The organism is Lysinibacillus zambalensis, from assembly GCF_040183165.1.
GTDB lineage: Bacteria > Bacillota > Bacilli > Bacillales_A > Planococcaceae > Lysinibacillus > Lysinibacillus zambalensis.
Genome location: NZ_JBEGDG010000001.1, coordinates 45,842 through 66,194 on the forward strand (window position 1 = coordinate 45,842; position 20,353 = coordinate 66,194).

At 35.7% G+C, this 20,353-nt stretch carries 21 protein-coding genes and 1 riboswitch; of the genes, 14 read left to right on the forward strand and 7 right to left on the reverse strand.

Going from position 1 to position 20,353, the window contains the following annotated elements:
• Window positions 1-42 precede the first annotated feature (42 nt).
• The 7 genes from odhB (at window position 43) to ABNX05_RS00265 (ending at window position 6,391) form a co-directional block, all read left to right on the forward strand.
• Window positions 43-1,278, forward strand: coding sequence for a 2-oxoglutarate dehydrogenase complex dihydrolipoyllysine-residue succinyltransferase (gene odhB / locus ABNX05_RS00235; protein ID WP_349657839.1), 1,236 nt, complete (start codon window positions 43-45; stop codon window positions 1,276-1,278).
• A 567-nt stretch (window positions 1,279-1,845) separates the two neighbouring features.
• Window positions 1,846-2,030, forward strand: a riboswitch (Lysine riboswitch).
• Window positions 2,031-2,147: 117 nt separating this feature from the next.
• A complete protein-coding gene (locus tag ABNX05_RS00240) occupies window positions 2,148-3,014 on the forward strand; it encodes a transporter substrate-binding domain-containing protein (protein WP_349657840.1) in 867 nt (288 codons plus the stop codon).
• Window positions 3,015-3,194: 180 nt separating this feature from the next.
• The gene (locus ABNX05_RS00245; protein ID WP_349657841.1) at window positions 3,195-3,920 is read left to right on the forward strand and encodes an amino acid ABC transporter permease; all 726 of its coding nucleotides are present in this window, start codon (window positions 3,195-3,197) and stop codon (window positions 3,918-3,920) included.
• Between the two features lie 11 nt (window positions 3,921-3,931).
• Complete coding sequence (locus ABNX05_RS00250; RefSeq protein ID WP_349657842.1) at window positions 3,932-4,663, forward strand: amino acid ABC transporter ATP-binding protein; 732 nt, start codon at window positions 3,932-3,934, stop codon at window positions 4,661-4,663.
• A 187-nt stretch (window positions 4,664-4,850) separates the two neighbouring features.
• Window positions 4,851-5,108, forward strand: a complete 258-nt coding sequence (locus ABNX05_RS00255; RefSeq protein ID WP_349657843.1) for a hypothetical protein — start codon at window positions 4,851-4,853, stop codon at window positions 5,106-5,108.
• Between the two features lie 183 nt (window positions 5,109-5,291).
• Complete coding sequence (locus ABNX05_RS00260; RefSeq protein ID WP_349657844.1) at window positions 5,292-5,543, forward strand: DUF3221 domain-containing protein; 252 nt, start codon at window positions 5,292-5,294, stop codon at window positions 5,541-5,543.
• A gap of 650 nt (window positions 5,544-6,193) precedes the next feature.
• Window positions 6,194-6,391: a DUF6501 family protein gene (locus ABNX05_RS00265; protein ID WP_079562258.1), complete on the forward strand. Its 198-nt coding sequence runs from the start codon at window positions 6,194-6,196 to the stop codon at window positions 6,389-6,391.
• A 121-nt stretch (window positions 6,392-6,512) separates the two neighbouring features.
• Here ABNX05_RS00265 and ABNX05_RS00270 read toward each other — a convergent pair whose 3' ends face one another.
• Entirely contained in the window at window positions 6,513-7,574 is a 1,062-nt protein-coding gene (locus tag ABNX05_RS00270) for a toxic anion resistance protein (protein WP_349657845.1), read from the reverse strand.
• On the reverse strand, window positions 7,571-8,221 hold the full coding sequence (locus ABNX05_RS00275) for a 5-bromo-4-chloroindolyl phosphate hydrolysis family protein (RefSeq protein WP_349657846.1): 651 nt from the start codon (window positions 8,219-8,221) through the stop codon (window positions 7,571-7,573). Before ABNX05_RS00275 ends, ABNX05_RS00270 begins: the two co-directional genes overlap by 4 nt.
• Before the next feature lie 620 nt (window positions 8,222-8,841).
• On the opposite strand from ABNX05_RS00275, the gene ABNX05_RS00280 reads away from it, so the two are divergent.
• The 4 genes from ABNX05_RS00280 to ABNX05_RS00295 all read left to right on the forward strand — a co-directional run bounded on the left by ABNX05_RS00280 (window position 8,842) and on the right by ABNX05_RS00295 (window position 12,614).
• On the forward strand, window positions 8,842-9,744 hold the full coding sequence (locus ABNX05_RS00280) for an ABC transporter substrate-binding protein (RefSeq protein WP_349658293.1): 903 nt from the start codon (window positions 8,842-8,844) through the stop codon (window positions 9,742-9,744).
• A gap of 82 nt (window positions 9,745-9,826) precedes the next feature.
• Complete coding sequence (locus ABNX05_RS00285; protein ID WP_432760114.1) at window positions 9,827-10,834, forward strand: FecCD family ABC transporter permease; 1,008 nt, start codon at window positions 9,827-9,829, stop codon at window positions 10,832-10,834.
• Window positions 10,831-11,814, forward strand: a complete 984-nt coding sequence (locus tag ABNX05_RS00290; protein ID WP_349657848.1) for a FecCD family ABC transporter permease — start codon at window positions 10,831-10,833, stop codon at window positions 11,812-11,814. The genes ABNX05_RS00285 and ABNX05_RS00290 overlap by 4 nt, the downstream gene beginning before the upstream one ends.
• 17 nt (window positions 11,815-11,831) lie before the next feature.
• Window positions 11,832-12,614 (forward strand): ABC transporter ATP-binding protein, encoded by a 783-nt coding sequence (locus ABNX05_RS00295; protein ID WP_349657849.1) that lies wholly within the window; start codon window positions 11,832-11,834, stop codon window positions 12,612-12,614.
• Window positions 12,615-12,723: 109 nt separating this feature from the next.
• Here the strand turns inward: ABNX05_RS00295 and ABNX05_RS00300 are convergent, their stop codons facing one another.
• Entirely contained in the window at window positions 12,724-13,056 is a 333-nt protein-coding gene (locus ABNX05_RS00300) for a DUF3139 domain-containing protein (RefSeq protein ID WP_349657850.1), read from the reverse strand.
• Between the two features lie 231 nt (window positions 13,057-13,287).
• Here ABNX05_RS00300 and ABNX05_RS00305 point away from each other — a divergent pair, with 231 nt between their 5' ends.
• Window positions 13,288-13,551: a hypothetical protein gene (locus ABNX05_RS00305; RefSeq protein ID WP_349657851.1), complete on the forward strand. Its 264-nt coding sequence runs from the start codon at window positions 13,288-13,290 to the stop codon at window positions 13,549-13,551.
• Between the two features lie 427 nt (window positions 13,552-13,978).
• Here the strand turns inward: ABNX05_RS00305 and ABNX05_RS00310 are convergent, their stop codons facing one another.
• The gene (locus ABNX05_RS00310; RefSeq protein WP_349657852.1) at window positions 13,979-14,095 is read right to left on the reverse strand and encodes a YjcZ family sporulation protein; all 117 of its coding nucleotides are present in this window, start codon (window positions 14,093-14,095) and stop codon (window positions 13,979-13,981) included.
• Between the two features lie 938 nt (window positions 14,096-15,033).
• Between ABNX05_RS00310 and ABNX05_RS00315 the strand changes: the two genes are divergently transcribed.
• Together ABNX05_RS00315 and ABNX05_RS00320 are read left to right on the forward strand one after the other, a co-directional pair.
• On the forward strand, window positions 15,034-15,699 hold the full coding sequence (locus tag ABNX05_RS00315) for an MBL fold metallo-hydrolase (protein WP_349657853.1): 666 nt from the start codon (window positions 15,034-15,036) through the stop codon (window positions 15,697-15,699).
• A gap of 72 nt (window positions 15,700-15,771) precedes the next feature.
• The gene (locus ABNX05_RS00320) at window positions 15,772-16,479 is read left to right on the forward strand and encodes a DNA alkylation repair protein (RefSeq protein WP_349657854.1); all 708 of its coding nucleotides are present in this window, start codon (window positions 15,772-15,774) and stop codon (window positions 16,477-16,479) included.
• Between the two features lie 630 nt (window positions 16,480-17,109).
• Here ABNX05_RS00320 and ABNX05_RS00325 read toward each other — a convergent pair.
• The 3 genes from ABNX05_RS00325 to ABNX05_RS00335 form a co-directional block, all read right to left on the reverse strand.
• Window positions 17,110-17,817 carry a hypothetical protein gene (locus ABNX05_RS00325; RefSeq protein ID WP_349657855.1) on the reverse strand — a complete coding sequence of 236 codons (708 nt, stop codon included), beginning with the start codon at window positions 17,815-17,817 and terminating at the stop codon, window positions 17,110-17,112.
• A 469-nt stretch (window positions 17,818-18,286) separates the two neighbouring features.
• Window positions 18,287-18,568, reverse strand: coding sequence for an acylphosphatase (locus ABNX05_RS00330; RefSeq protein WP_197140733.1), 282 nt, complete (start codon window positions 18,566-18,568; stop codon window positions 18,287-18,289).
• A gap of 41 nt (window positions 18,569-18,609) precedes the next feature.
• Window positions 18,610-20,337 (reverse strand): methyl-accepting chemotaxis protein, encoded by a 1,728-nt coding sequence (locus ABNX05_RS00335; protein WP_349657856.1) that lies wholly within the window; start codon window positions 20,335-20,337, stop codon window positions 18,610-18,612.
• Window positions 20,338-20,353 lie beyond the last annotated feature (16 nt).

Consider the following 20,353-nt stretch of genomic DNA (forward strand, 5'->3'; position numbering starts at 1 on the left):
TTGATGTGCACCAATGCACGTTAATTAAAGGAGGAAATGAAAGTGGCTGAAATTAAAGTCCCTGAATTAGCAGAATCGATTACAGAAGGTAGTATCGCACAGTGGGTAAAAAAAGTGGGCGATCGCGTTGAAAAGGGTGAATTCATCGTTGAACTTGAAACAGACAAAGTAAACGCTGAAATCATTTCTGAAGAAGCAGGAGTTTTAACTCAAATTTTAGCTGAAGAAGGCGATACTGTACTTGTAGGTCAAGTAATCGCAGTTGTAGAAGCTGGCGAAGGTGCAGCACCTGCTCCAGTTGCAGCAGCTCCAGTTGAGGCAGCTCCAGCAGCACCACAAGCAGCACCTGCTCCAGTCGCAGCAGCTCCAGTTGTAGTAGAAACTTCTGGTGAGCGTGTAATCGCGTCTCCAGCAGCACGTAAACTTGCTCGTGAAAAAGGTATTGACCTTGCTGCTGTATCTCCAGTAGATCCACAAGGCCGCGTACGTGTACAAGACGTTGCAGCTCATGGTACAGCTCCAGTTGCAGCACCACAAGCAGCTCCAGCAGCACCTAAAGCAGTAGCAGCTGTTGATGATTCACGTGTGACAATTGAAAAAATGAGCCGTCGTCGCCAAACAATTGCAAAACGCTTACTTGAAGTAAAACAATCTACAGCAATGTTAACAACATTCAACGAAGTAGATATGACAAACGTTATGGCTTTACGTTCTCGTAAAAAAGACCAATTCTTCGAGTCAACTGGCTCTAAACTTGGTTTCATGTCATTCTTCACAAAAGCTGTAGTTGCAGCACTTAAAAAATACCCATATGTGAATGCACAAATCGTTGGTGATGAAATTCACTTAAACAACTTCTTCGATATCGGTGTAGCTGTATCAACAGAAGAAGGATTAGTAGTACCAGTTGTACGTGACGCTGACCGCAAAAACTTTGCAGAAATTGAAGATTCAATTGCAGATCTAGCGAAAAAAGCACGCGACAAAAAATTAGGTTTAGGTGATCTTCAAGGTGGCTCATTCACAATTACAAATGGTGGAGTATTCGGTTCATTAATGTCTACACCTATCATGAATGGTACACAAGCTGGTATCCTTGGTATGCATACTATCAAAAAACGTCCAGTTGAAGTGAATGGTGAAGTTGAAATTCGCCCAATGATGTACTTAGCACTTTCTTACGACCACCGTATTATCGATGGTAAAGATTCTGTAGGCTTCCTTAAAACTGTTAAAGAACTACTTGAAAACCCAGAAGATTTATTATTAAATTCTTAATTCCTGAGTTTCTTAAAACCTTGCGAACTTTGTTTCGCAAGGTTTTTTTCTTGTGTGGAAAATTTGAGGAAGAGAAGGTTAAAGTAATCGGAGCGACGGAATGAGGATCCAGAATGACGGATAAAAGGGCTGAAGTGACGGAAAGGAAGTAGAGCGACGGAAAGAAGAGCCGAAACGACGGAAAGAAAAGCCGGACCGACGGAAAGAAAACAAAGCGACGGAAAGTAGAACCGAAGCGACGGATAAAGCAATCGATACGACGGAAAGAGGAGCCGGACCGAGACCGATGGATAAGAATCGAATCAATGGGCAGGTTATCCCACCGCTTTCGAAAGCTTCACCAAGTTGCATATAGTATAAAGGCTATTATTTTTACTGATTAACAATTTCTTTTGAATTAATAGAAAGTATGTTAAGTATTAATTATTTGCGGATTTTCTTTAAAAAGGATAAAAAACCCTAATATTGTAATTAGTCAGAAAAGTAATGAAATTATCTTGACGAATAAGCTAGTTTTATAGTAGTATCTTAATAATCAATTAAATATTCAAACCTCACGTTTTTATATTGTGAGGTAGAGGCGCGGTATTTATTAGTTCATTGTTGAGTACAAGCAAGCGAAGACGCAATGAAGAAGGAACTATCGCCGAAGTGTAAAAGGAGCTCGTACTTTTATGCTGGGCCTGCAGTGAATAAGTGCAGGACTGTCCTAGTGAATTTTTCCAGGTTTACTAGGTTGTGCTATCTCGGAATGATGGAATTATAGTGAGGATTTGGGCAACTGTTGAAAAAGTAAGACCTAAGTTCAGAGCTTAGGCTTTTTTAGTACAGTTGTCTTATTTTTTTACAGAAAAAAGGGGGAGTTTTACATGAAAAGAAATTGGTTAGTAGTAATGTTGACCGTAGTGACTGCAATTTTGCTAGCTGCATGTGGTACAAGTGACAAGAAGGAGCCGTCGTCATCTAGTAATGAGGGGGGCAATACGAACAACGAGGAAGCTGGCGGCGAATTCCGTATCGGAATGGAAGCAAGTTATGCTCCGTTTAACTGGACGCAGCAAGGTGATGCAAATGATGCAGTAAAAATTGCCGATAATGCAGAATATGCAGGCGGTTATGATGTACAAATGGCGAAAAAAATAGCTGAAGGCTTAGGAAAAGAATTGGTTATCGTAAAATTGGAATGGGATGGTTTAGTACCAGCTCTACAATCAAATAAAATCGATGCTATTATTGCAGGTATGTCACCTACTGAGGAACGTAAGCAAACGATCGACTTCACAGAAAACTACTATACGTCTGATTTTGTAATGGTAATTAAAAAAGGTAGTAAATATGAAAAAGCAACATCTATCCAAGATTTCTCTGGTGCAAAAATTACATCACAGTTAAATACATCTAACTACACTGTTATTGATCAAATCAAAGATGTAAAAAAACAAACAGCAATGGATAGCTTCCCAGCAATGCGAGTTGCATTAGAAGCTGGAAAAATTGATGGCTATGTAGCAGAACGTCCAGAAGGTATTTCCGCTGCTGCTGCAAACGATAAATTAACATATGTAAAATTTGAAGAAGGCTTCGATACAGACATTTCAAATACATCGATCGCAGTTGGTTTACGTAAAGGTGATGCAAACCTTGAGAAGATAAATGAAATCTTAAAAGGTATTTCTGAAGATGATCGCCAAAAAATTATGGAAGAAGCCATTCACCAACAACCAGCAGCACAATAATATAATTGCGCGGGCTAGCTACTAGTCCGTGCAATATCATTATATTAGAATCTTACTAAATTATAATAATGTCTTAGCTAATTGTTTCATAAGATAAAAGAAACAGGGGCCCAATGAAAATAGTAGATAGCTAAGACGATTGTAACGAAAAAGCAACACGACGTTGTTAGGAGGAACATCATGAGTCTTGAATGGATTATTTCTATTGTTGAGAACAACTGGCAAATGTTTTTACGAGGTGCGTATTATACATTACTTATTTCGATTATTAGTACAATTATTGGTGCACTTATCGGATTTTTCATTGGAATTATGCATACCATCAAAGTTCGTAAAAAGGGAGTAAAATTTTATAGCTTAAAATTCATTAATTTTATACTAACTTGCTATGTCGAATTCTTCCGTGGTACACCAATGATTGTACAAGCAATGGTTGTATATTTCGGCTTAGATATAGCTTTTGGTATTAATATGCACTTTATTACAGCAGGTATTGTAGTTGTTTCACTAAATACAGGCGCTTATATGGCAGAAATCGTACGAGGTGGAATTGTTTCCATTGATCAAGGGCAGTACGAGGCTGCATCGGCTATTGGTATGAATCATGTTCAAATCATGCTACATGTTGTATTACCACAAGTTGCCCGAAATATATTGCCGGCAACGGGTAACCAATTAATTATGAATATTAAAGATACAGCAGTTTTAAACGTTATTGGAGTTACGGAATTATTCTTCCAAACAAAGTCGATTGCAGGTAATAACTTCCGCTATTTTGAATCCTTCTTCGTAGCATGTGTTCTTTATTTCATCATGACATTCACAGCATCAAGAATTTTACTGTATATAGAAAAACGGCTGGATGGATCAGATGCCTACCAAAAAGAACAGAAAGAAGCAGTATAGGGGGCTAATAAATGACAGTTATTAAAATAGAGCATTTAAGTAAATCATTTGGGCGTAACGAAGTGTTAAAGGATGTAAATTTCCAAGTAGAAAAGGGCGAGGTTGTCTGCTTAATCGGTTCTTCAGGTTCAGGTAAATCAACATTACTACGCTGCATTAATTTACTGGAAACACCAAGTGGAGGTCAAATTATTTATAAAGGTGAAAATATTTTAGATGAAAAACATAATATCCAGGAATACCGTACACATTTAGGCATGGTATTTCAGCAATTTAACTTATTCAATAACCATAATGTGCTAAAAAATTGCACAGTTGGTCAAATGAAAGTATTAAAACGATCGAAGGTAGAAGCCGATGAAATTGCACTAAAATATTTACAAATCGTTGGTATGGATCAATACGTAAATGCGAAGCCTCGGCAGCTATCTGGCGGTCAAAAGCAGCGTGTAGCGATTGCGCGAGCATTGTCAATGAGCCCAGAAGTAATGCTGTTTGATGAACCGACATCAGCTCTTGATCCAGAAATGGTAGGGGAAGTATTAAAGGTAATGCGTCAGCTAGCGGATTCGGGAAATACGATGTTAATCGTTACACATGAAATGGAATTTGCCAAAGAAGTAGCCGATCGCGTTGTCTTTATGGATAAAGGTGTTATTGTAGAGGAAGGCCCACCAGCACAGGTTTTAGTAAACCCTCAGCATGAACGGACAAAAGCGTTTTTAAAACGGACATTAAAATAATAAAAAAAATAAGTACAAACGAATTTTATTAATAGTCAATATATAATGTGTAACAATGAAGCTGAACTAAATTTGTTCAGCTTTTATTTGTGATTAAGATATAATCTGGGCCACTCCGATTAACGATCACTCTAGGAACTTTCTTCCACTGGTAGCGTCAATTTTATTCAGTTAAGGAGATAGTATTTTGAAAAAATTATGGATTCTATTTACCGTAACTAGTGTTCTATTACTTGGATGTTCGCAAGAAAAAAGCTATAACGTATGGGTTGATTCATCAACACAAAGTCAAGAAATGGTTGATTCATCAACACAAAGTCAAGAAATGATTGATTCAGCGATAGAAAGGCTTACTGATGCCGAGGTTGATTTCATTATTGATGAAAATGGTAGTGTTTTAGTAAATGAAAAAGATATGAATAAGGTTTTAATGTGCTGTACTTAAGCTTATGGGAGTATTCTTCAAGAGGGATAATGCTTTTTTTATATAATTATTTTCACTTTATTGAAACGAAAACCACGAAATTCAGTCTGATTTTTTAAGGAGTGATGATAATGAAAAAATTTAGCTTAATTTTATCTCTCATATTTTTATCAATCGGGTTATTAGGCTGTCAAAAAAGTGGTAATGAAGAAGTCAAACGAGGACATAACAAATAAACCTATAATCATAGGCGAAATTGTTCGAATTGAAGGTGGAAGATTTTTAGTGGAAGACAAAACTGAAAAATTATCTGATGATAGACCATATGCGATATGGTTTTCAACTGATGAAATTGAATCTTTAAAAGAAGGACAAAATGTTTCTGTTTGGACAAATGCAATTGAGGAAAGTTATCCCGAACAAGCAGATGCGAAAAAAATTGAGATTAATGAGTAATATGAGAGATTAAACAAGTAAGGAAACTTCCATGAAAAAATTTTTTATTGTAACTTAAACTTTCAAGTCTCTAAACAGAATATCAAAGTAAAATGGCATGAGCGACTGATGAGCCTGTTCTCTTTTAGCCTTTCGAGCTGAAGTCCGTAATACTTCTTATAATAATTGAATGACTTTTAAAAATAAAAACGTACACTACTAAAATTGAATTTTGTAATGTACATTTTATTTTTTTACAATAGTATAGGATCCTTTATTTTCTAGAATTCCATTCTGCGTATAAAATAAAGCAAATTGCAAATGCAACGGCCAGGATAAAAAACCATTGCGGTACACCACCAAAGCTCATGTTAACACCTCGAAGTAAATTTTTTTATTAGTAATCTCCATTCATTTAGACTCCCATCTCTGCATGTATTGGGATGAGAGCTACAGTGAAATTTCTACTGAATGAAGACATGTCCTCAGACGCATTGTTTATCTGTGCGACAGCACCTTTTACGCCAATGAGAAATGGATATGGGTAAAAAAATGGATAGTTACGGAGAAAATATGGTCATCTATGGTTTTTTTCTCCACAAGCGGACAAAAATATTATAAAATAAGCTGTATACATTAGCTTCGTGCTAGTAAAGAGAGGTAGAGAGATTATGTTACATTTAAAATGGAAAGATGCTCCAACAGTACGTACAGTTACTTGTAAGCATACAAATGCATCAAAATATTTAGTGTCAAACGTATTAACAGTAGGGCAACAATATGATGTGAAAAATGAAACAGAAGAGTTCGTTTTTATTATCGATAACACTGGTAATATCGGTGGCTACTATAAAGATTATTTTGAATAAGCAATTCAATTTCGCGTTTGCGTAATTGAGTACGGTTTTTCATTCAATAGGTTTGAGTGAAAACCAAAGGGTGGTTCAGATGATTTCTGAGCCACCCTTTTTTGTTGATTAAACGGAATCATCACTGCTTAAAGGTTTTTAATTCAGCAACTTCTTGTAGATGCTCTTTTTCCTGCTCGGTAGCTGTATGAAGGGCGAAGACATCTTGGATAGCTGATTTCAGCTCATGCTGTGTTTCTTTGAATTTTGATACTTGCTGTGCAAAGGAAGGGCTCGTAAAACGATCATTTGCACGAGATAATTTTTCCTCTAGCTGCGCGTAGCGATGATCCATATGCATAGACAACATCATAGCTAACTGATTTTTCCAAAGTGGAATAAGGGTAACGATTGAAAATTCTATTTTTTCCGCTAGTGTTTGATTGGACTGTTGGATCATCCGTATTTGTGGCGCAGTTTGTAAGGCAACTTGCTGCGATACTTGTAAGTCATAAATACGTTGATCTAGACGTTCGATTTGAGCGGCAAAATCATTTAACTGTTGGACAGCTAGTGGTTGTTTTGATGCCTGTACACTTGTCACTTTTTCTGGAAGTTCTACTTCAATGGCCTGCTGCTTCTTCATTTGTCCAGCTGCAATAGCAGTCGCTAACTCTTCAAAGAATCCTCTATTATGAGCATACAGTTCTTCTAGCATTTCTACATCTTTAATCATTTGAAGCTGTGCGCGTTCAAGTTGAACACCAATTCGCTCTACTTGGATACTAGTACGTTCAAACTCCGTTAATGTTTGCTTAACAGTAGGCTCAATTTTACCAAACATTTTTTTAAAAAAGGACTGTTTTTTTGGTTCTAATGCGTTAGGGTCCACTCGGTCTAATGTATGCATTAACGAGTCTAGCATTTGGCCGATTTTTGTGACGTCTTTTTGTTTTACTTGTGCAAGCATTCGATCAGCAAATTGAGAAAGTGATCGTTGCGAATCTTGCCCTAAGGACAGGACTGATTCGAAGTTTGTTAGGTCAAGCTGACTAGCATATAAAAGTGCACGACTTTGTGCAAGAGGCGATAGCGTTTCATACGTCGCCATCGCCTCATTATTTGTAGTCTCTAAATAAGATTGCACAAGAGGGGAAATACCTTGTATTGTATTTAGTTGAAATGCGTGATCATTTGCCGTCACTTATCATCGCCTCGCCACTCCAATTGTTCTTTTCGTCGTATATTGGAACGATTCGCAAATTCGATTTCCATTTGAAGATGGTCGATGTCGTTAGAAAGTGCATCTTTTAAATCAATTTGAATCGTATCATTTAATTCTGTAAGTGTTTCTCTTGTTTTAGATAATGTAATTTGGATTTCCTTATCTTTCACAGGCTGCCTTGATAACATCGTATATTTATCCGTTAATTCAACAGCGGATGGGAGATGTGCATAAAAAAACTGTTCAACATTATAAAATTTTCGTGGATCTGTTTTAACAATTTTCACGATATTTTTTGAAATACGTGTCATTTCGAGTAATTGCTTAAATGCAGAAACAGAACGTACACGTAAGTAGTTTTGGCTTAATGTTTGGATGTTTTTATTGGCTGCTTTAAGTTGTGTTTCAATATGTTTGTATTCTTCTTTTGTTATACCGGCTAATTGCATGAATTTCTTTTTCTGTCTATGTTTCAACAACGTCGTACTTGACGCGTATGTTCCAGCGAACAATAAACTACCAAGTAAGTATCCTGGTGTTGCCGCAAATGCTGCGATAGAAACAGTTGTGATAGAAAATAAGAGGCTAGCGGTATGTCTAGAGAAAAACTGTCCGACACTGAGCATGTTTCTTCCTCCTAGCATTTAAATATGTCTATCTTCTTATACGAAATAATCGACATAAAGTTTCAATGAAAAATAAAGCTTACATAAATTTTACTGCTATTTGTAAAGTTTCTCAATGATATTACTTTAGAAGAGGGAATTTCCTTATCTTTTTAATAGGCACAGCGGAAAGAAGTCGGACAAATCAAAAATCGACATCGCTAGTTCCAGATACTCATTAAGTGGTTGAAAACTTTAACTATCAAAGATTTTTTATTATTGCATAATCAAATCGTAGCTATTCATATAATTCGCAAATTGTTTGTCTTGCTTCACTTTCGTACAAATTTTAACGTAATGAATTCTCAGTAGTTTGAATGTCATTTTGTGTTAGTGAAACGTTTAATATTTGATTTTTTGTGAGTGATGAGGATCGAACATATAAAATAAAGTAGAAATAATAAAAATTTGTTAAAATTTGAGAATGTGGGGATTGTTAAGTAAAAAATTATTTTTTATATAAAACTATTTACACATAGTGAATATGGTGATATAAAAGGAGAATGATAATTGTTATCAAATGAATTGATGGAGGCTTTCAAGTGTTTTTTAAGTGTAACAAAAAGACGATTGGCTTACTAATGGTTGTTTCAATGCTTTTCTTATTAGTAGGTTGCAATTCAAAAGAGGCGTCAAATAAAGATGCAAAAGATGTAACAGAATCAATCAGTATCAAACATGAAATGGGGACGACAGAAGTTCCGACAAATGCTAAAAAGATAGTTGTTTTAGAACTTTCTTTTGTGGATGCTTTACAAGGTGTTGGTATTACACCAATTGGTATTGCAGATGATAATAAAACGGATATGATTGAGAAGCTTGTAGGCGAAAAAATAAGCTACACTTCTGTTGGTACTCGTGAACAGCCAAACTTGGAAGTTATTAGCTCACTTCAACCAGATTTAATCATTGCGGATGTACAACGTCATAAAAACATTTATGAGGACTTACAAAAAATAGCGCCAACGATTGAATTGAGTAGTCGTGAGTCAACATATACAGAAAATATTGATTCATTCAAAACAATTGCGAAAGCTGTAAATAAAGAGGCTGAAGCTGAGAAACGCCTCAAAGAACACGATAAGAAATTGGCTTCTTTAAAAGCTGAATTAGCTGATGAAAAAGGAAAAAGTATTTTAACAGCAGTTGTTCGTGATACTTCTTTCCAAGGACATGCAGCTTCTTCTTATGATGGTGAACTTTTAGAAACTTTAGGCTTTGAAATCGCTGCAAAAAGTAATGAAGCTTATGTGGAAATCAACTTAGAGCAACTTTCAACAATCGACCCTGATATTTTAGTGTTAGCGCAGAATGAGGGAAAATTGGTGATTGATGATTGGAAGTCAAATCCTCTTTGGAAAAATTTAAAAGCTGTAAAAGAAAACAAAGTTTTTGTAGTAGATCGCGATTTATGGACTCGTTATCGAGGGGTTATTTCATCTGAAGCAATTGGTGATGACCTTGTTAAACAATTAAAAGATTAATTTCTTTACTAAAAGCGAGAATGTTGATAATCCAACATTCTCGCATTACTTATTTTTAGATATGTTTTCAGTTAAAGGTGTGATACAAACAATGGGTTCTAAACGAACATTGAATATATGGGTCGTTACAATTTTAAGTCTATCTTTTCTTTTAATTGGTTTATTTTTACACCTCAGTGTTGGTTCGACTATTATGAACATCCATACTATTTTTAATGCAATCTTTCAAATAGATCAATCAAGAGAAACAACGATTATTCAAACACTACGTTTACCTCGAACAATACTTACGGTGATGGTAGGGGCTGCATTAGCAGTAGCTGGCGCATTGATGCAAGCTATTACACGAAATGCACTTGCTTCTCCAGAAATCTTTGGTGTCAACGCGGGTGCCTCATTAGCAGTAGCATCTGCTACACTGCTATTTGCAACACTGAGTCCATCCATGACCGTGTATGCAGCGTTTATTGGTGCATTGCTTGGAGGGCTAACAGTATATGTATTCGCCTCTGGAAGGAAGATGACACATGTCAAACTAGCACTTGCTGGAACAGCGATTCATCTTTTCTTTTCTTCTATTACACAAGCTATCGTTATTTTAAATGAACGCGCAACCGATGTGCTTTACTGGCTTGTTGGCTCTCTGAATGGGAAAGATTGGACACATGTACAAGTTGCATCGCCGTGGATCATTATAGGACTGGCAATAGCCTTTTTACTTTCGCGTTCATTTTCCATATTATCATTGGGAGAAAGTATGGCGTCCAGTTTAGGTGAAAGAGTCCAATTGATTCGCCTAATTGGAGGGTTACTAGTTATTATGTTGGCCGGTTCTTCGGTTGCAGTGGTAGGTCCAATTAGTTTTATTGGTTTAATTGTACCTCATATTACACGGAAACTTGTCGGTCTAGATTATAGCCGGGTCATTCCAATTTCGGCACTTTTAGGGGCAACTTTATTATTATATGCAGATATTTTGTCTCACTTTATCGTATATCCTTATGAGTCACCGGTGGGAATTGTTACTGCTCTGATAGGCGCTTCATTTTTCTTGTATTTAGTAAGGAAGGAGCGACTTATAAAGCAATGATTAGAAAGAAAAAGCCTAATTTACTTATTAGCATCTGTGGAATAATTTTGCTCGCGTTTTCTTTTATTAGTTTAGGAATTGGTTCAATATCAATATCACCTATCGATATTTTTTATACATTAATAGGACATTCTAGTGATAATTCTTTCATTTTGTTTAACTATCGTTTACCTCGTATGATTATTGCGATTATCGTTGGAGCATCTTTGGCAGTTGCAGGAGCAATTTTACAAATAATATTGAAGAATCCACTAGCTTCTCCGGATGTTGTTGGTGTCACAAAGGGAGCTAGCTTATTTGCAGTTGCCTCCATGATTTTACTACCTAATGCTTTGACAATCATGTTGCCTATATCAGCACTTTTAGGAGCGGTCACTGTAGCAACGATTCTTTTAGTTTTTGCTTATAAGCAAGGCGCAAAAATGCACTCCTTTGCTTTAATAGGGATAGCATTAAGCGCGATATGCCAAGCGGGTATTCAATTTTTCATCGTTAAATTCCCTGATAATGTTAATACGACATTGCTTTGGCTTACTGGGAGTTTATGGGGACGTAGCTGGAACGAAATCATGTTCTTAATCCCTTGCCTTATTTTGGTACCGATCATGCTATTATTTGCTCGAAAATTAGAGATTTTAGGATTGGGAGATAAGGTAGCATCAAGCCTAGGTGAAAATGTGCAATTATTACGTTATAGTTTCCTTTCTGTTAGCGTAATTTTAACAGGTGCTTCTGTAGCAGTTGTCGGATCAATAGGCTTCATAGGATTAGTAGTGCCACATCTTTCTAAAAGGCTTGTTGATACAAACGCGCGTAGATTTATAACAATGTCAGCTATTTTAGGAGCCTTATTTTTATTAGTGGCTGATACGTTAGGAAAAGGACTTATGCCACCAGTAGAAATCCCAGCAGGAATCGTTACAGCTCTCATTGGTGCGCCGTATTTTCTTTATTTACTTAGACGTGAAAAAAATAAGTGAAAGGAGTATCGACTTTTATGACACAACTATCAGCAGAAGAATTAACACTGACTTATGAAACAAATACGATTATAAATGGAATCAATTTAAACATTCCAAAAGGGAAAATAACGATCATCATTGGAGCGAATGGTTGTGGGAAATCGACGATTCTTCATGCCTTAGGTCGTTTGATGAAACCTAAACAAGGTAGTGTCTATCTAAATGGGAAAAACATTCATCAATATTCTCCGAAAGAAGTAGCAAAGCAACTCGCTTTTTTAGCGCAGTCACCAGAAATACTGGAAGATTTAACAGTAGAGGAATTATGTCTATATGGACGTCACCCACATAAAAGCTTGTTTGCACGTCATTCAGATAAAGATAAGGCAGTAGTGGAAGAAGCATTAAAAGCTACAAAAATGGACTTATTAAAAGATCGCACATTAGATGCATTATCTGGTGGTCAGAGACAACGCGCATGGATTGCTATGGCATTAGCGCAAGAAACAGATGTATTACTACTTGATGAGCCAACAACATATTTAGATTTAGCACATCAAATAGAAGTACTTGAATTACTTCGTGCATTAAATCAGAAGCACAAAAACACAATAATAATGGTGCTTCATGACTTAAATCAAGCAGCGAGCTACGCAGATTATTTAATTAGTATAGCAGATGGGGAAATATATCAAGAGGGAACGCCTAATGATATTTTTACAGAAGAAATGATTCAACATGTATTTGGACTCAATTCAAAAATTATCGAAAGCCCTGTTAATCAAGCCCCCATTTGCATTCCAATAGGTGTTATTTAAATTAATAGTTTCATTTGAAATAAAAAGATTGAAGCAGTCGTTTTCAATCTTTTTATTTTTTTGCTTTTCGAAAAAGCGTCTTCGAATAAACATCACGCCTTAGCTAAGTTTAATCGTAACGCTTAAAATGCTTTAATTGTTCTGGCGAAAGAGTTGTCCCATCTATTGTATAATACTCAAATTGCCCTATATGGTCTTTATCATGAGCAAAATAAATATAGACGATATTTGTTTCATCAGAAAAAATAACATTTACCCAATAACTAGGAAGACCTGAAAAGTGCCAATTACATTCAATAGATTGGATAGCTTCCTTCCGATACGACATATCTTCGATCAAATAGTTTTCGATTCTTTTTTCATAAAGACGCTTTTTGATATGTACTGTACAAAATGGTGCAAGCAATATAATGATTATCCCAACGATCAAAATTTTTTTCATTCGTCATCTCCCTAAACAGTTCTGCCTATTTTCGTTTCTAAAAATTATTATATTGTCTTGTCGTTTATAGATAGTCCTTTATATTTCATATAGTCACATCTAACTATATGTAGTTTTTTAATTTCATTTGATAGAGATTAATATTGTTTAATAAGATAAACAACATTATAATAGTGTTAATTATATCCAATTCTTGGGATGCTTTCATGTAGAAGAAAGGGAGTCTGCCATATGCTAAAGAACACAAAGAATGTTGAGATATTGGAAACTAAAATTATTTTAGAGAAATATAAGGAAAATATAGAATCAATTCAAAAATCATTAAATCAACTAGAGTTTGAAGTTAGTCATTTGCAAAGTGAAGGTTTAGTTGAATTAGAAAAGCTAGCAAACGAATTAAATATGTTGCAGCTACTTTCAACGAGTATAAAATTTAAAGCTAATAATCTAAACTGTAATAACAATAAAACCATTGTGTCATCAATAACTGAATAAAATAGTGAGATCAAGTCACATCCAATTTGAATTAGGTTTATAATATGCTTCATACTTTCGATTGTTACATATTCTGAGGGAGATAGATTCAAGAAGTTTGTTATTACTAGCGTGCAATAATAAAGAAGCTAGACTACATAATGACTTAGACTAGTAACTACAGTTTATAATTGGAAAGAGCATAGGATATATCTTATCTCATCTCATGAGAGGAAAATTTGGCCACTTTAGGACCGATAGCAAGGCGCCACACTCACAACGAGTAGTGGCTTTTTATTTTGCATGTTATTGCATTATATAAAGGGCCACCGAAGGGTAGTGACCCTTAGAAAGAAAAAAGATGTATTATTTTGTATAATTCATTAAAGGTTTGAAGTTCATAATTGTCATGTTATGGATTAAATATCTATGAAATATGTCAGGTACGTTAATACGAATTATACAAAAACGCAGCACCGATAATAATTAGGAGAATAAAAAGAACAACAAGTAGCGCAAATGCTGAACCGTAGCCAGATCCTCCATTACCATAAGACTGAGACATAATAATTCCCTCCTTTCTGTAATTTATAATATGTATAGTTTTCTATGGGGGGTGAGATATCTATCATAGGTTGTCTTAGAAAAAGATGTAACATCCTTCCACGGGTATCCATATACCCACGGAGCAAAGCAATACCCGCGGAAGAAGAGCGAATACCCGCGGAGCAAAGCAATACCCGCGGAAGAAGAGTGAATACCCGCGGAAGGAAGGTGAATACCCGCGGAAGAAGAGCAAATACCCACGGAGCAAAGCAATACCCGCGGAAGGAAGGTGAATACCCGAATACCCGCGGAAGGAAGGTGAATACCCGCGGAAGAAGAGCAAATACCCGCGGAGCAAAGCAATACCCGCGGAAGAAAGGTGAATACCCGCGGAGCAAAGCAATACCCGCGGAAGGAAGGTGAATACCCGCGGAGCAAAGCAATACCCGCGGAAGAAGAGTGAATACCCGCGAAAGCAAGCAAGCCAATACGCGTGGGAGTTTACTTTCGAAATTCATTGATTGTAGATAGATAAATAATTTAAAATGACTAAACATTTATTGTTTGCAGGAGACAACACATAGCACAAGAACCTTATACTATTCTCCTTATGAGTGACATCCGCTAGAGGATTTGAAACAAACGTATGTTGGTCACTTAGTCGTGTGTTGTCAACATCGCTGACGCCCCGCTTTCGTTTTCGCCCCGCCCCGCTTTCTCTTTCGCTACGTAACTCACTTACTGAAGGAAGTTAAACAATTTTGTTCGGTATTAGTCCATATTGGCAGGAACTTTTGGGCATATAGCAGAAGATAATATTATTGTATGTAATAGTAGGTTTTGTGATCATGAATAGTATAAGCAGTATACATACAAAAGTGGTTCATTTCTTTAACTTATTTTGTAATTAAATCCAACTGTAATATCAAAAAGTCTAATTGGAAGGAGACCAAAGTTATGAAAATATCGAAGGGCGTAGAAATGCTCCATATTGAATTTCATGGACAAATTATTCATCCAACTCTTTTATGGGATCAAGAAATGGCTGTTTTAATAGATACTGGATTCCCTGGACAAATGGAAGATTTACGCGTGGCTATGGAAAAGGTAGGAGTGCCGTTTGATAAATTAAAAGTTGTCATTTTGACGCATCAAGATTTAGATCATATAGGTAGCCTTCCTGATATATTACAGAAGTATGGAAATACTATTAAAGTATATGCTCATGAACTGGATAAGCCATATATTCAAGGGGATTTAACTCTGTTGAAGGATGGGCACCTAAAGGAACTACCAAAGGGCAAGGTGGATGATATTTTGACAGATGGTCAAGTATTACCGTATTGCGGTGGGATTCGCATTATTCATACTCCAGGGCATACACCTGGTCACATCAGCTTGTATTTGAAAGAAAGTAAAACACTAATTGCTGGAGATTCGATGTACAGTGTAAACGGAATAATTGGGGGAATTCATATACCGACAGCACTTGATATAGATGAAGCTCGAAACTCTTTGAAGAAATACCTAGAACTCGACATTGAATCTGTGATTTGTTACCATGGAGGACTGAGTAAGGATAAAATTAATGAGCAGATTCAAAAAGTAATTTCAGAACCTTAGTTAATTAAATCGTAAAAAGGCCACTATGTATACTTGAGAAGTATAGAGTGATAAGAAGGGAAGTATAAAACTATGGATTTCGAAACTGTTATGCAGGAGCTTGAAGCACTCGGTAAGGAACGATCTAAAAAAATGTATATATCCAATGGTGCGCATGAGCCTCTTTTTGGTGTTGCTACAGGTGCTATGAAACCCATTGCAAAGAAAATAAAAAAAAATCAACAATTAGCTGAAGAGCTTTATGCTACAGGTAACTATGATGCAATGTATTTTGCAGGCATTATTGCAGACCCAAAAGCAATGACTGAATCGGATTTTGATCGTTGGATAGATGGAGCGTATTTTTATATGCTATCTGATTATGTAGTGGCAGTAACATTATCAGAGTCAGATATTGCCCAAGAGGTTTCTGATAAATGGATTGCAAGTGGGGACGAGCTAAAAATGTCAGCAGGTTGGAGTTGCTACTGCTGGCTTTTAGGGAATCGCAAAGACAAAGATTTTTCTGAAAGCAAGGTTTCCAATATGCTTGATATGGTGAAAAGGTCAATTCACGATTCACCAGGGAGAACAAAATCTGCTATGAATAATTTTCTATCCACAGTTGGGATTTCGTATTTGCCACTACATGAAAAGGCGATCGAGACCGCAAAGGAAACAGGTGTAGTAGAACTTAAAAGGGACAACAAAAAAACAAGTTTTTTAAATGCTTACGAAAATATTCAAAAAGAAATGGATAGAGGAAGAATCGGTTTCAAACGTAAGTATGTAAGATGTTAACATTAGCTTTGCTTTGATCCGAACGAATAACATCCTAAGTCACATCTAACAAGGTGTGGCTTTTAATTTTCCTAGCAAAGTCAGATAGAGACTTCCGCAATCAAGAAGTGTTAGACCTCATTTTTATATAAAGATTGAAATAGCGCCATATAAATTACCACAGATAATAAATCAATGACGAAGTGTCCTATATGCGCCTACAATGGCATACAGTGTTTGGAAGCAAACATTTGAAAGGATGTGGAGGCAAATGAAAGTAACGGTTAAAGAATGGCGTGTTATGTCTGATCACAACAAACAATTACTTTTAAATGCGGTAGCGACTAAATAAAACATAGGTAAAAAGATAAATGAGAACATGCAGCAACAAATACAACACATAATAGACAAAGCAAGAGGTTTTATAGTTTATCTGCATAAATAATTAATTAAGAGTTGTCCAATAGGCAACATCTCATTTAATGGATAAAATTAATGAAATCACTCTTAAAGGTGATATCCCTTCATATAGCTGAGAGAATTAAAGACTCAAGGGTTTTAATGCGAGTGCGAGAGCGATTCTAAATACAATCATTTAAATGACGTTTAATTTCTCAATAAAACGAATACGGTCAAATAAAAAAACAAAGCTCATGCTTTGTTTTTTTGTCTATTGCTTATGATAAGAGGAATAATACATAACGATCCAAGGAGAATGAACAGTATTAAAGTATTGATTGGATTATCTTTTACAATTGTATCTTCTTTATGTTTTTTTTCAAATGCTCTTACCTCTTCTATAGTATTTACTTTATCATTTGAAAGCAGTTCGTTTTTATCTACATCGTAGTAATAAAATCTGTGTTTGTTAAAGGTGAAAAAGTCATCATTTATCGTTTTATATGAACTTGAAATCATCGCTAAGTTCACTTTTTCCGTATCAGTCACTTTTTTTACATAGTTTTTACTTTCTTCTTTAAACAATTCTTTTTCTTTTTTTAATAAGTTAGCTGCTTCACTTTTTACCTTTTCTACATCTTGCAGCGTTGTTGCTTTTTTTAATCCCTCTTCTATTAAGGCTATTTGTTCCATTTTCATTTTTCCTTCAAATTCTTTTGTTTTTTTCTCTAATAATGACTTATCTTCTCTTGTTGTTTTGATGAGCACCGTTTTTGTTTCTTGTGCTAATATTTTGGCGGAGTCGTTTTTGTAATTATGAATTTCATTTTTATTTTTTTCGTTTACTGAATTCTGGTGCTCATCTGTAACGATTTTTGTTGCCATGCTGGCTGATGAAAAGACGATACTCAATATACATACTGACAGTCCGATCACACTTAATTTTTTTATAAATTTCATGTAAATCACCCCGTTCTTTCTGTTATTATCCATGAAATCCGTTATTGCATTTTCTCTCTTTTGTTCAAATGTTTTCTATTTTATGATGAATCAAGAAAATTTATGAAAAATCATCAAGAACAGCTAAAAATGAGTTCCAATACATTAGGGCAGCAGAATAGGGCAGTGGCATATGCAACCACTTTAGAAATTAATGCTTGTTAGTGCAAGTTTTCCGTTATTAAAAGATATATCAAAAGAAGTCAAAACTATGATTTGAAATTAGGTGTTAAAAAAGTAAGAGGAATCGAAATAGGGGGGAATCAATGAATCATCAGCGGTTTTTATGGAAGGGGAAAATAAAAAGGACTGGGGTATTATTCCCAATCCTAATTAATAAATTTTAATTTGGCGCCTGCAACGTCACTGAATTCATTCATTGGCCACAATAGCTAGCTATAATGACGCTACAAAAAAAGGAGTAGCCAGATTAAACAATGTCTGAGTCCATGCGTGCATAGCCTTTTAAATCATCAAAAAGCTCTAATGCAAACGAATTGGAATCTGCTTGTGGGCTAACACCCTTTTGAACAAAGACTAAAAATTCATCTATCGCTTTTTTGGATCCTTCTACTTCAACCTCAATTTGTTCTTGATCATTAAGTTTACAGTAACCTTTTAATCCTAGCTCAATTGCTTTTTGTTTAATGAAAAAGCGGTAGCCAGTCCCATAAACGTCACCGAAAAATTTAATTAGCGCTCGCTTATTCAAGCTTACACCTCCTAGTGAAAAGGGAAGTACCCCCTTTGTGCTTAGTGCATAACACGTTCTTGTTCTAAATAGGCAATTAAGTTATTGATATAATAAAGAACCTGCTTGGAAGCTTGATCTACTTCTTTTAAATGAACTTCAGCTTGTTCGATATTCCCAGCCTTATAAGCTTCCGCTGCTAACTTCGCTGATTCGTGGACATGTAAATGATATGCATCTAAATCACGATAATCCTGTAGGTGCCCAAAACGTTCTACTGAGCGAGCAGATGTATACCATTTACCGAGTCGACAATCTGTATGGGATGAAACATCACTTGGTTGGACGTTTTCAAGACCGAGGAACATATTGTAAATTCGCCATTTCCATAAAATATGGTCGGCTTTTGATAATTGTAATAGTGCTATAGATGATAGCTGAACATTATTATTCGCAATAATGTCATTTCGGAATCGATTAATTTCTTTCCCTAATGCGTGAATATCACTAGATGTGTTATGGCTATAATCGCGAATATCATCTTGAAGACTAGAAATCTCAATCATTCTTGCGGATACTTCATCAATAGCTGCAGCTTGCTCCTCTGATATCGCCGCTGTATTTGTAACATCCAGATTAATACCTTCAATGGCAATAACAATCGCATTTAATAAGGGTAACGATTCTTTAGCTTCGACGGTTGCTTCTTTTATAATCTCTGTCGTTTCCGTAATCGAGATTGACACATCATTTGAATAGCTCTTTAAATGATGTACATTTGTAGAGACTTCACTAAGCGCTGATACTGTGCCCTCAGCGAGCTTTCGAACTTCCTGTGCAACTACGGCGAAGCCTTTTCCATGTTCACCTGCTCGTGCTGCCTCAATAGAAGCGTTCAAAGCAAGTAAATTCGTCTGATCGGCAATTTGGTTGATTAACGTTACAACATTTTCAATATCATTTACCCGCTTTTGCAATTCTGAAAAGGACTCAACAATCGTTGTAAATGTCTCTTCAGTTTTAAAGATTTCAGAAAGGGCATGCTCTATGGCATTTTTTCCTTGTACGGCGTGATCAACAGATTCAGTTGTTTTTTCTGAAATACGTGAAGACATTCGTGCAACCTCATTAATAGAAGCGGCAATTTCTTCAGTTGCTGCGGTAGAGGATTGAATTTCCTCATTTTGCTTATCTAAGCTAAATACTAAATCTTTCATATACATGATTTTTGCGTTAACATCCATTAAAGAGGAAATTTCAGCAACTACATTTTCAATTGTACGTTCTGTTAATACTTCAACGAGCAATTCCTGATCAACATTGACTGCAGATTGGAAGGATTTCATGTATTCAAATGCCTTATTAGGTTTCAAACCAAAATTATGTAGTATGTATGTAGTAATATAAAATGCAAATTGATTGAAGACGACGATTAACTTACCAGGCTCATATTGATTTTTTCTGAATAAATTGAAAAATTTAACGGTTTCATCTACATATTCATCATCACGAGTAGCTAAGAAAAATTGAGTTAAGTATCGATTAATATATTCTTCACTAATCGTTAGCTCAGTGGAGAGAGAGATTTCACTTAAATAGTTATTAAAAATAGCGTTCATTGAAGGCGTGATATCGTTTAATTTATTATAAAGAGTTTTTAAATTCTCTTCATCTTGAGAGTTGAAATGGTTAAATGCTAGTGTTTTATTAAAACGGCCTGTAGCATTTAAATTTGTACCACGCTTTAATAATTCATCTAGTTCGGCCTTAGGTCGAATACTTGAAAACATAAAAAAAATACCTCCA

Excerpts from the sequence above, each read along its gene's own strand:
- ABNX05_RS00240 (WP_349657840.1), top strand. The coding sequence starts at position 2,148 with ATGAAAAGAAATTGGTTAGTAGTAATGTTGACCGTAGTGACTGCAATT.
- ABNX05_RS00245 (WP_349657841.1), top strand. The coding sequence starts at position 3,195 with ATGAGTCTTGAATGGATTATTTCTATTGTTGAGAACAACTGGCAAATG.
- ABNX05_RS00250 (WP_349657842.1), top strand. The coding sequence starts at position 3,932 with ATGACAGTTATTAAAATAGAGCATTTAAGTAAATCATTTGGGCGTAAC.
- ABNX05_RS00260 (WP_349657844.1), top strand. The coding sequence starts at position 5,292 with ATGAAGAAGTCAAACGAGGACATAACAAATAAACCTATAATCATAGGC.
- ABNX05_RS00265 (WP_079562258.1), top strand. The coding sequence starts at position 6,194 with ATGTTACATTTAAAATGGAAAGATGCTCCAACAGTACGTACAGTTACT.
- ABNX05_RS00275 (WP_349657846.1), bottom strand. The coding sequence starts at position 8,221 with ATGCTCAGTGTCGGACAGTTTTTCTCTAGACATACCGCTAGCCTCTTA.
- ABNX05_RS00280 (WP_349658293.1), top strand. The coding sequence starts at position 8,842 with ATGGTTGTTTCAATGCTTTTCTTATTAGTAGGTTGCAATTCAAAAGAG.
- ABNX05_RS00290 (WP_349657848.1), top strand. The coding sequence starts at position 10,831 with ATGATTAGAAAGAAAAAGCCTAATTTACTTATTAGCATCTGTGGAATA.
- ABNX05_RS00295 (WP_349657849.1), top strand. The coding sequence starts at position 11,832 with ATGACACAACTATCAGCAGAAGAATTAACACTGACTTATGAAACAAAT.
- ABNX05_RS00300 (WP_349657850.1), bottom strand. The coding sequence starts at position 13,056 with ATGAAAAAAATTTTGATCGTTGGGATAATCATTATATTGCTTGCACCA.
- ABNX05_RS00305 (WP_349657851.1), top strand. The coding sequence starts at position 13,288 with ATGCTAAAGAACACAAAGAATGTTGAGATATTGGAAACTAAAATTATT.
- ABNX05_RS00310 (WP_349657852.1), bottom strand. The coding sequence starts at position 14,095 with ATGTCTCAGTCTTATGGTAATGGAGGATCTGGCTACGGTTCAGCATTT.
- ABNX05_RS00315 (WP_349657853.1), top strand. The coding sequence starts at position 15,034 with ATGAAAATATCGAAGGGCGTAGAAATGCTCCATATTGAATTTCATGGA.
- ABNX05_RS00320 (WP_349657854.1), top strand. The coding sequence starts at position 15,772 with ATGGATTTCGAAACTGTTATGCAGGAGCTTGAAGCACTCGGTAAGGAA.
- ABNX05_RS00325 (WP_349657855.1), bottom strand. The coding sequence starts at position 17,817 with ATGAAATTTATAAAAAAATTAAGTGTGATCGGACTGTCAGTATGTATA.
- ABNX05_RS00335 (WP_349657856.1), bottom strand. The coding sequence starts at position 20,337 with ATGTTTTCAAGTATTCGACCTAAGGCCGAACTAGATGAATTATTAAAG.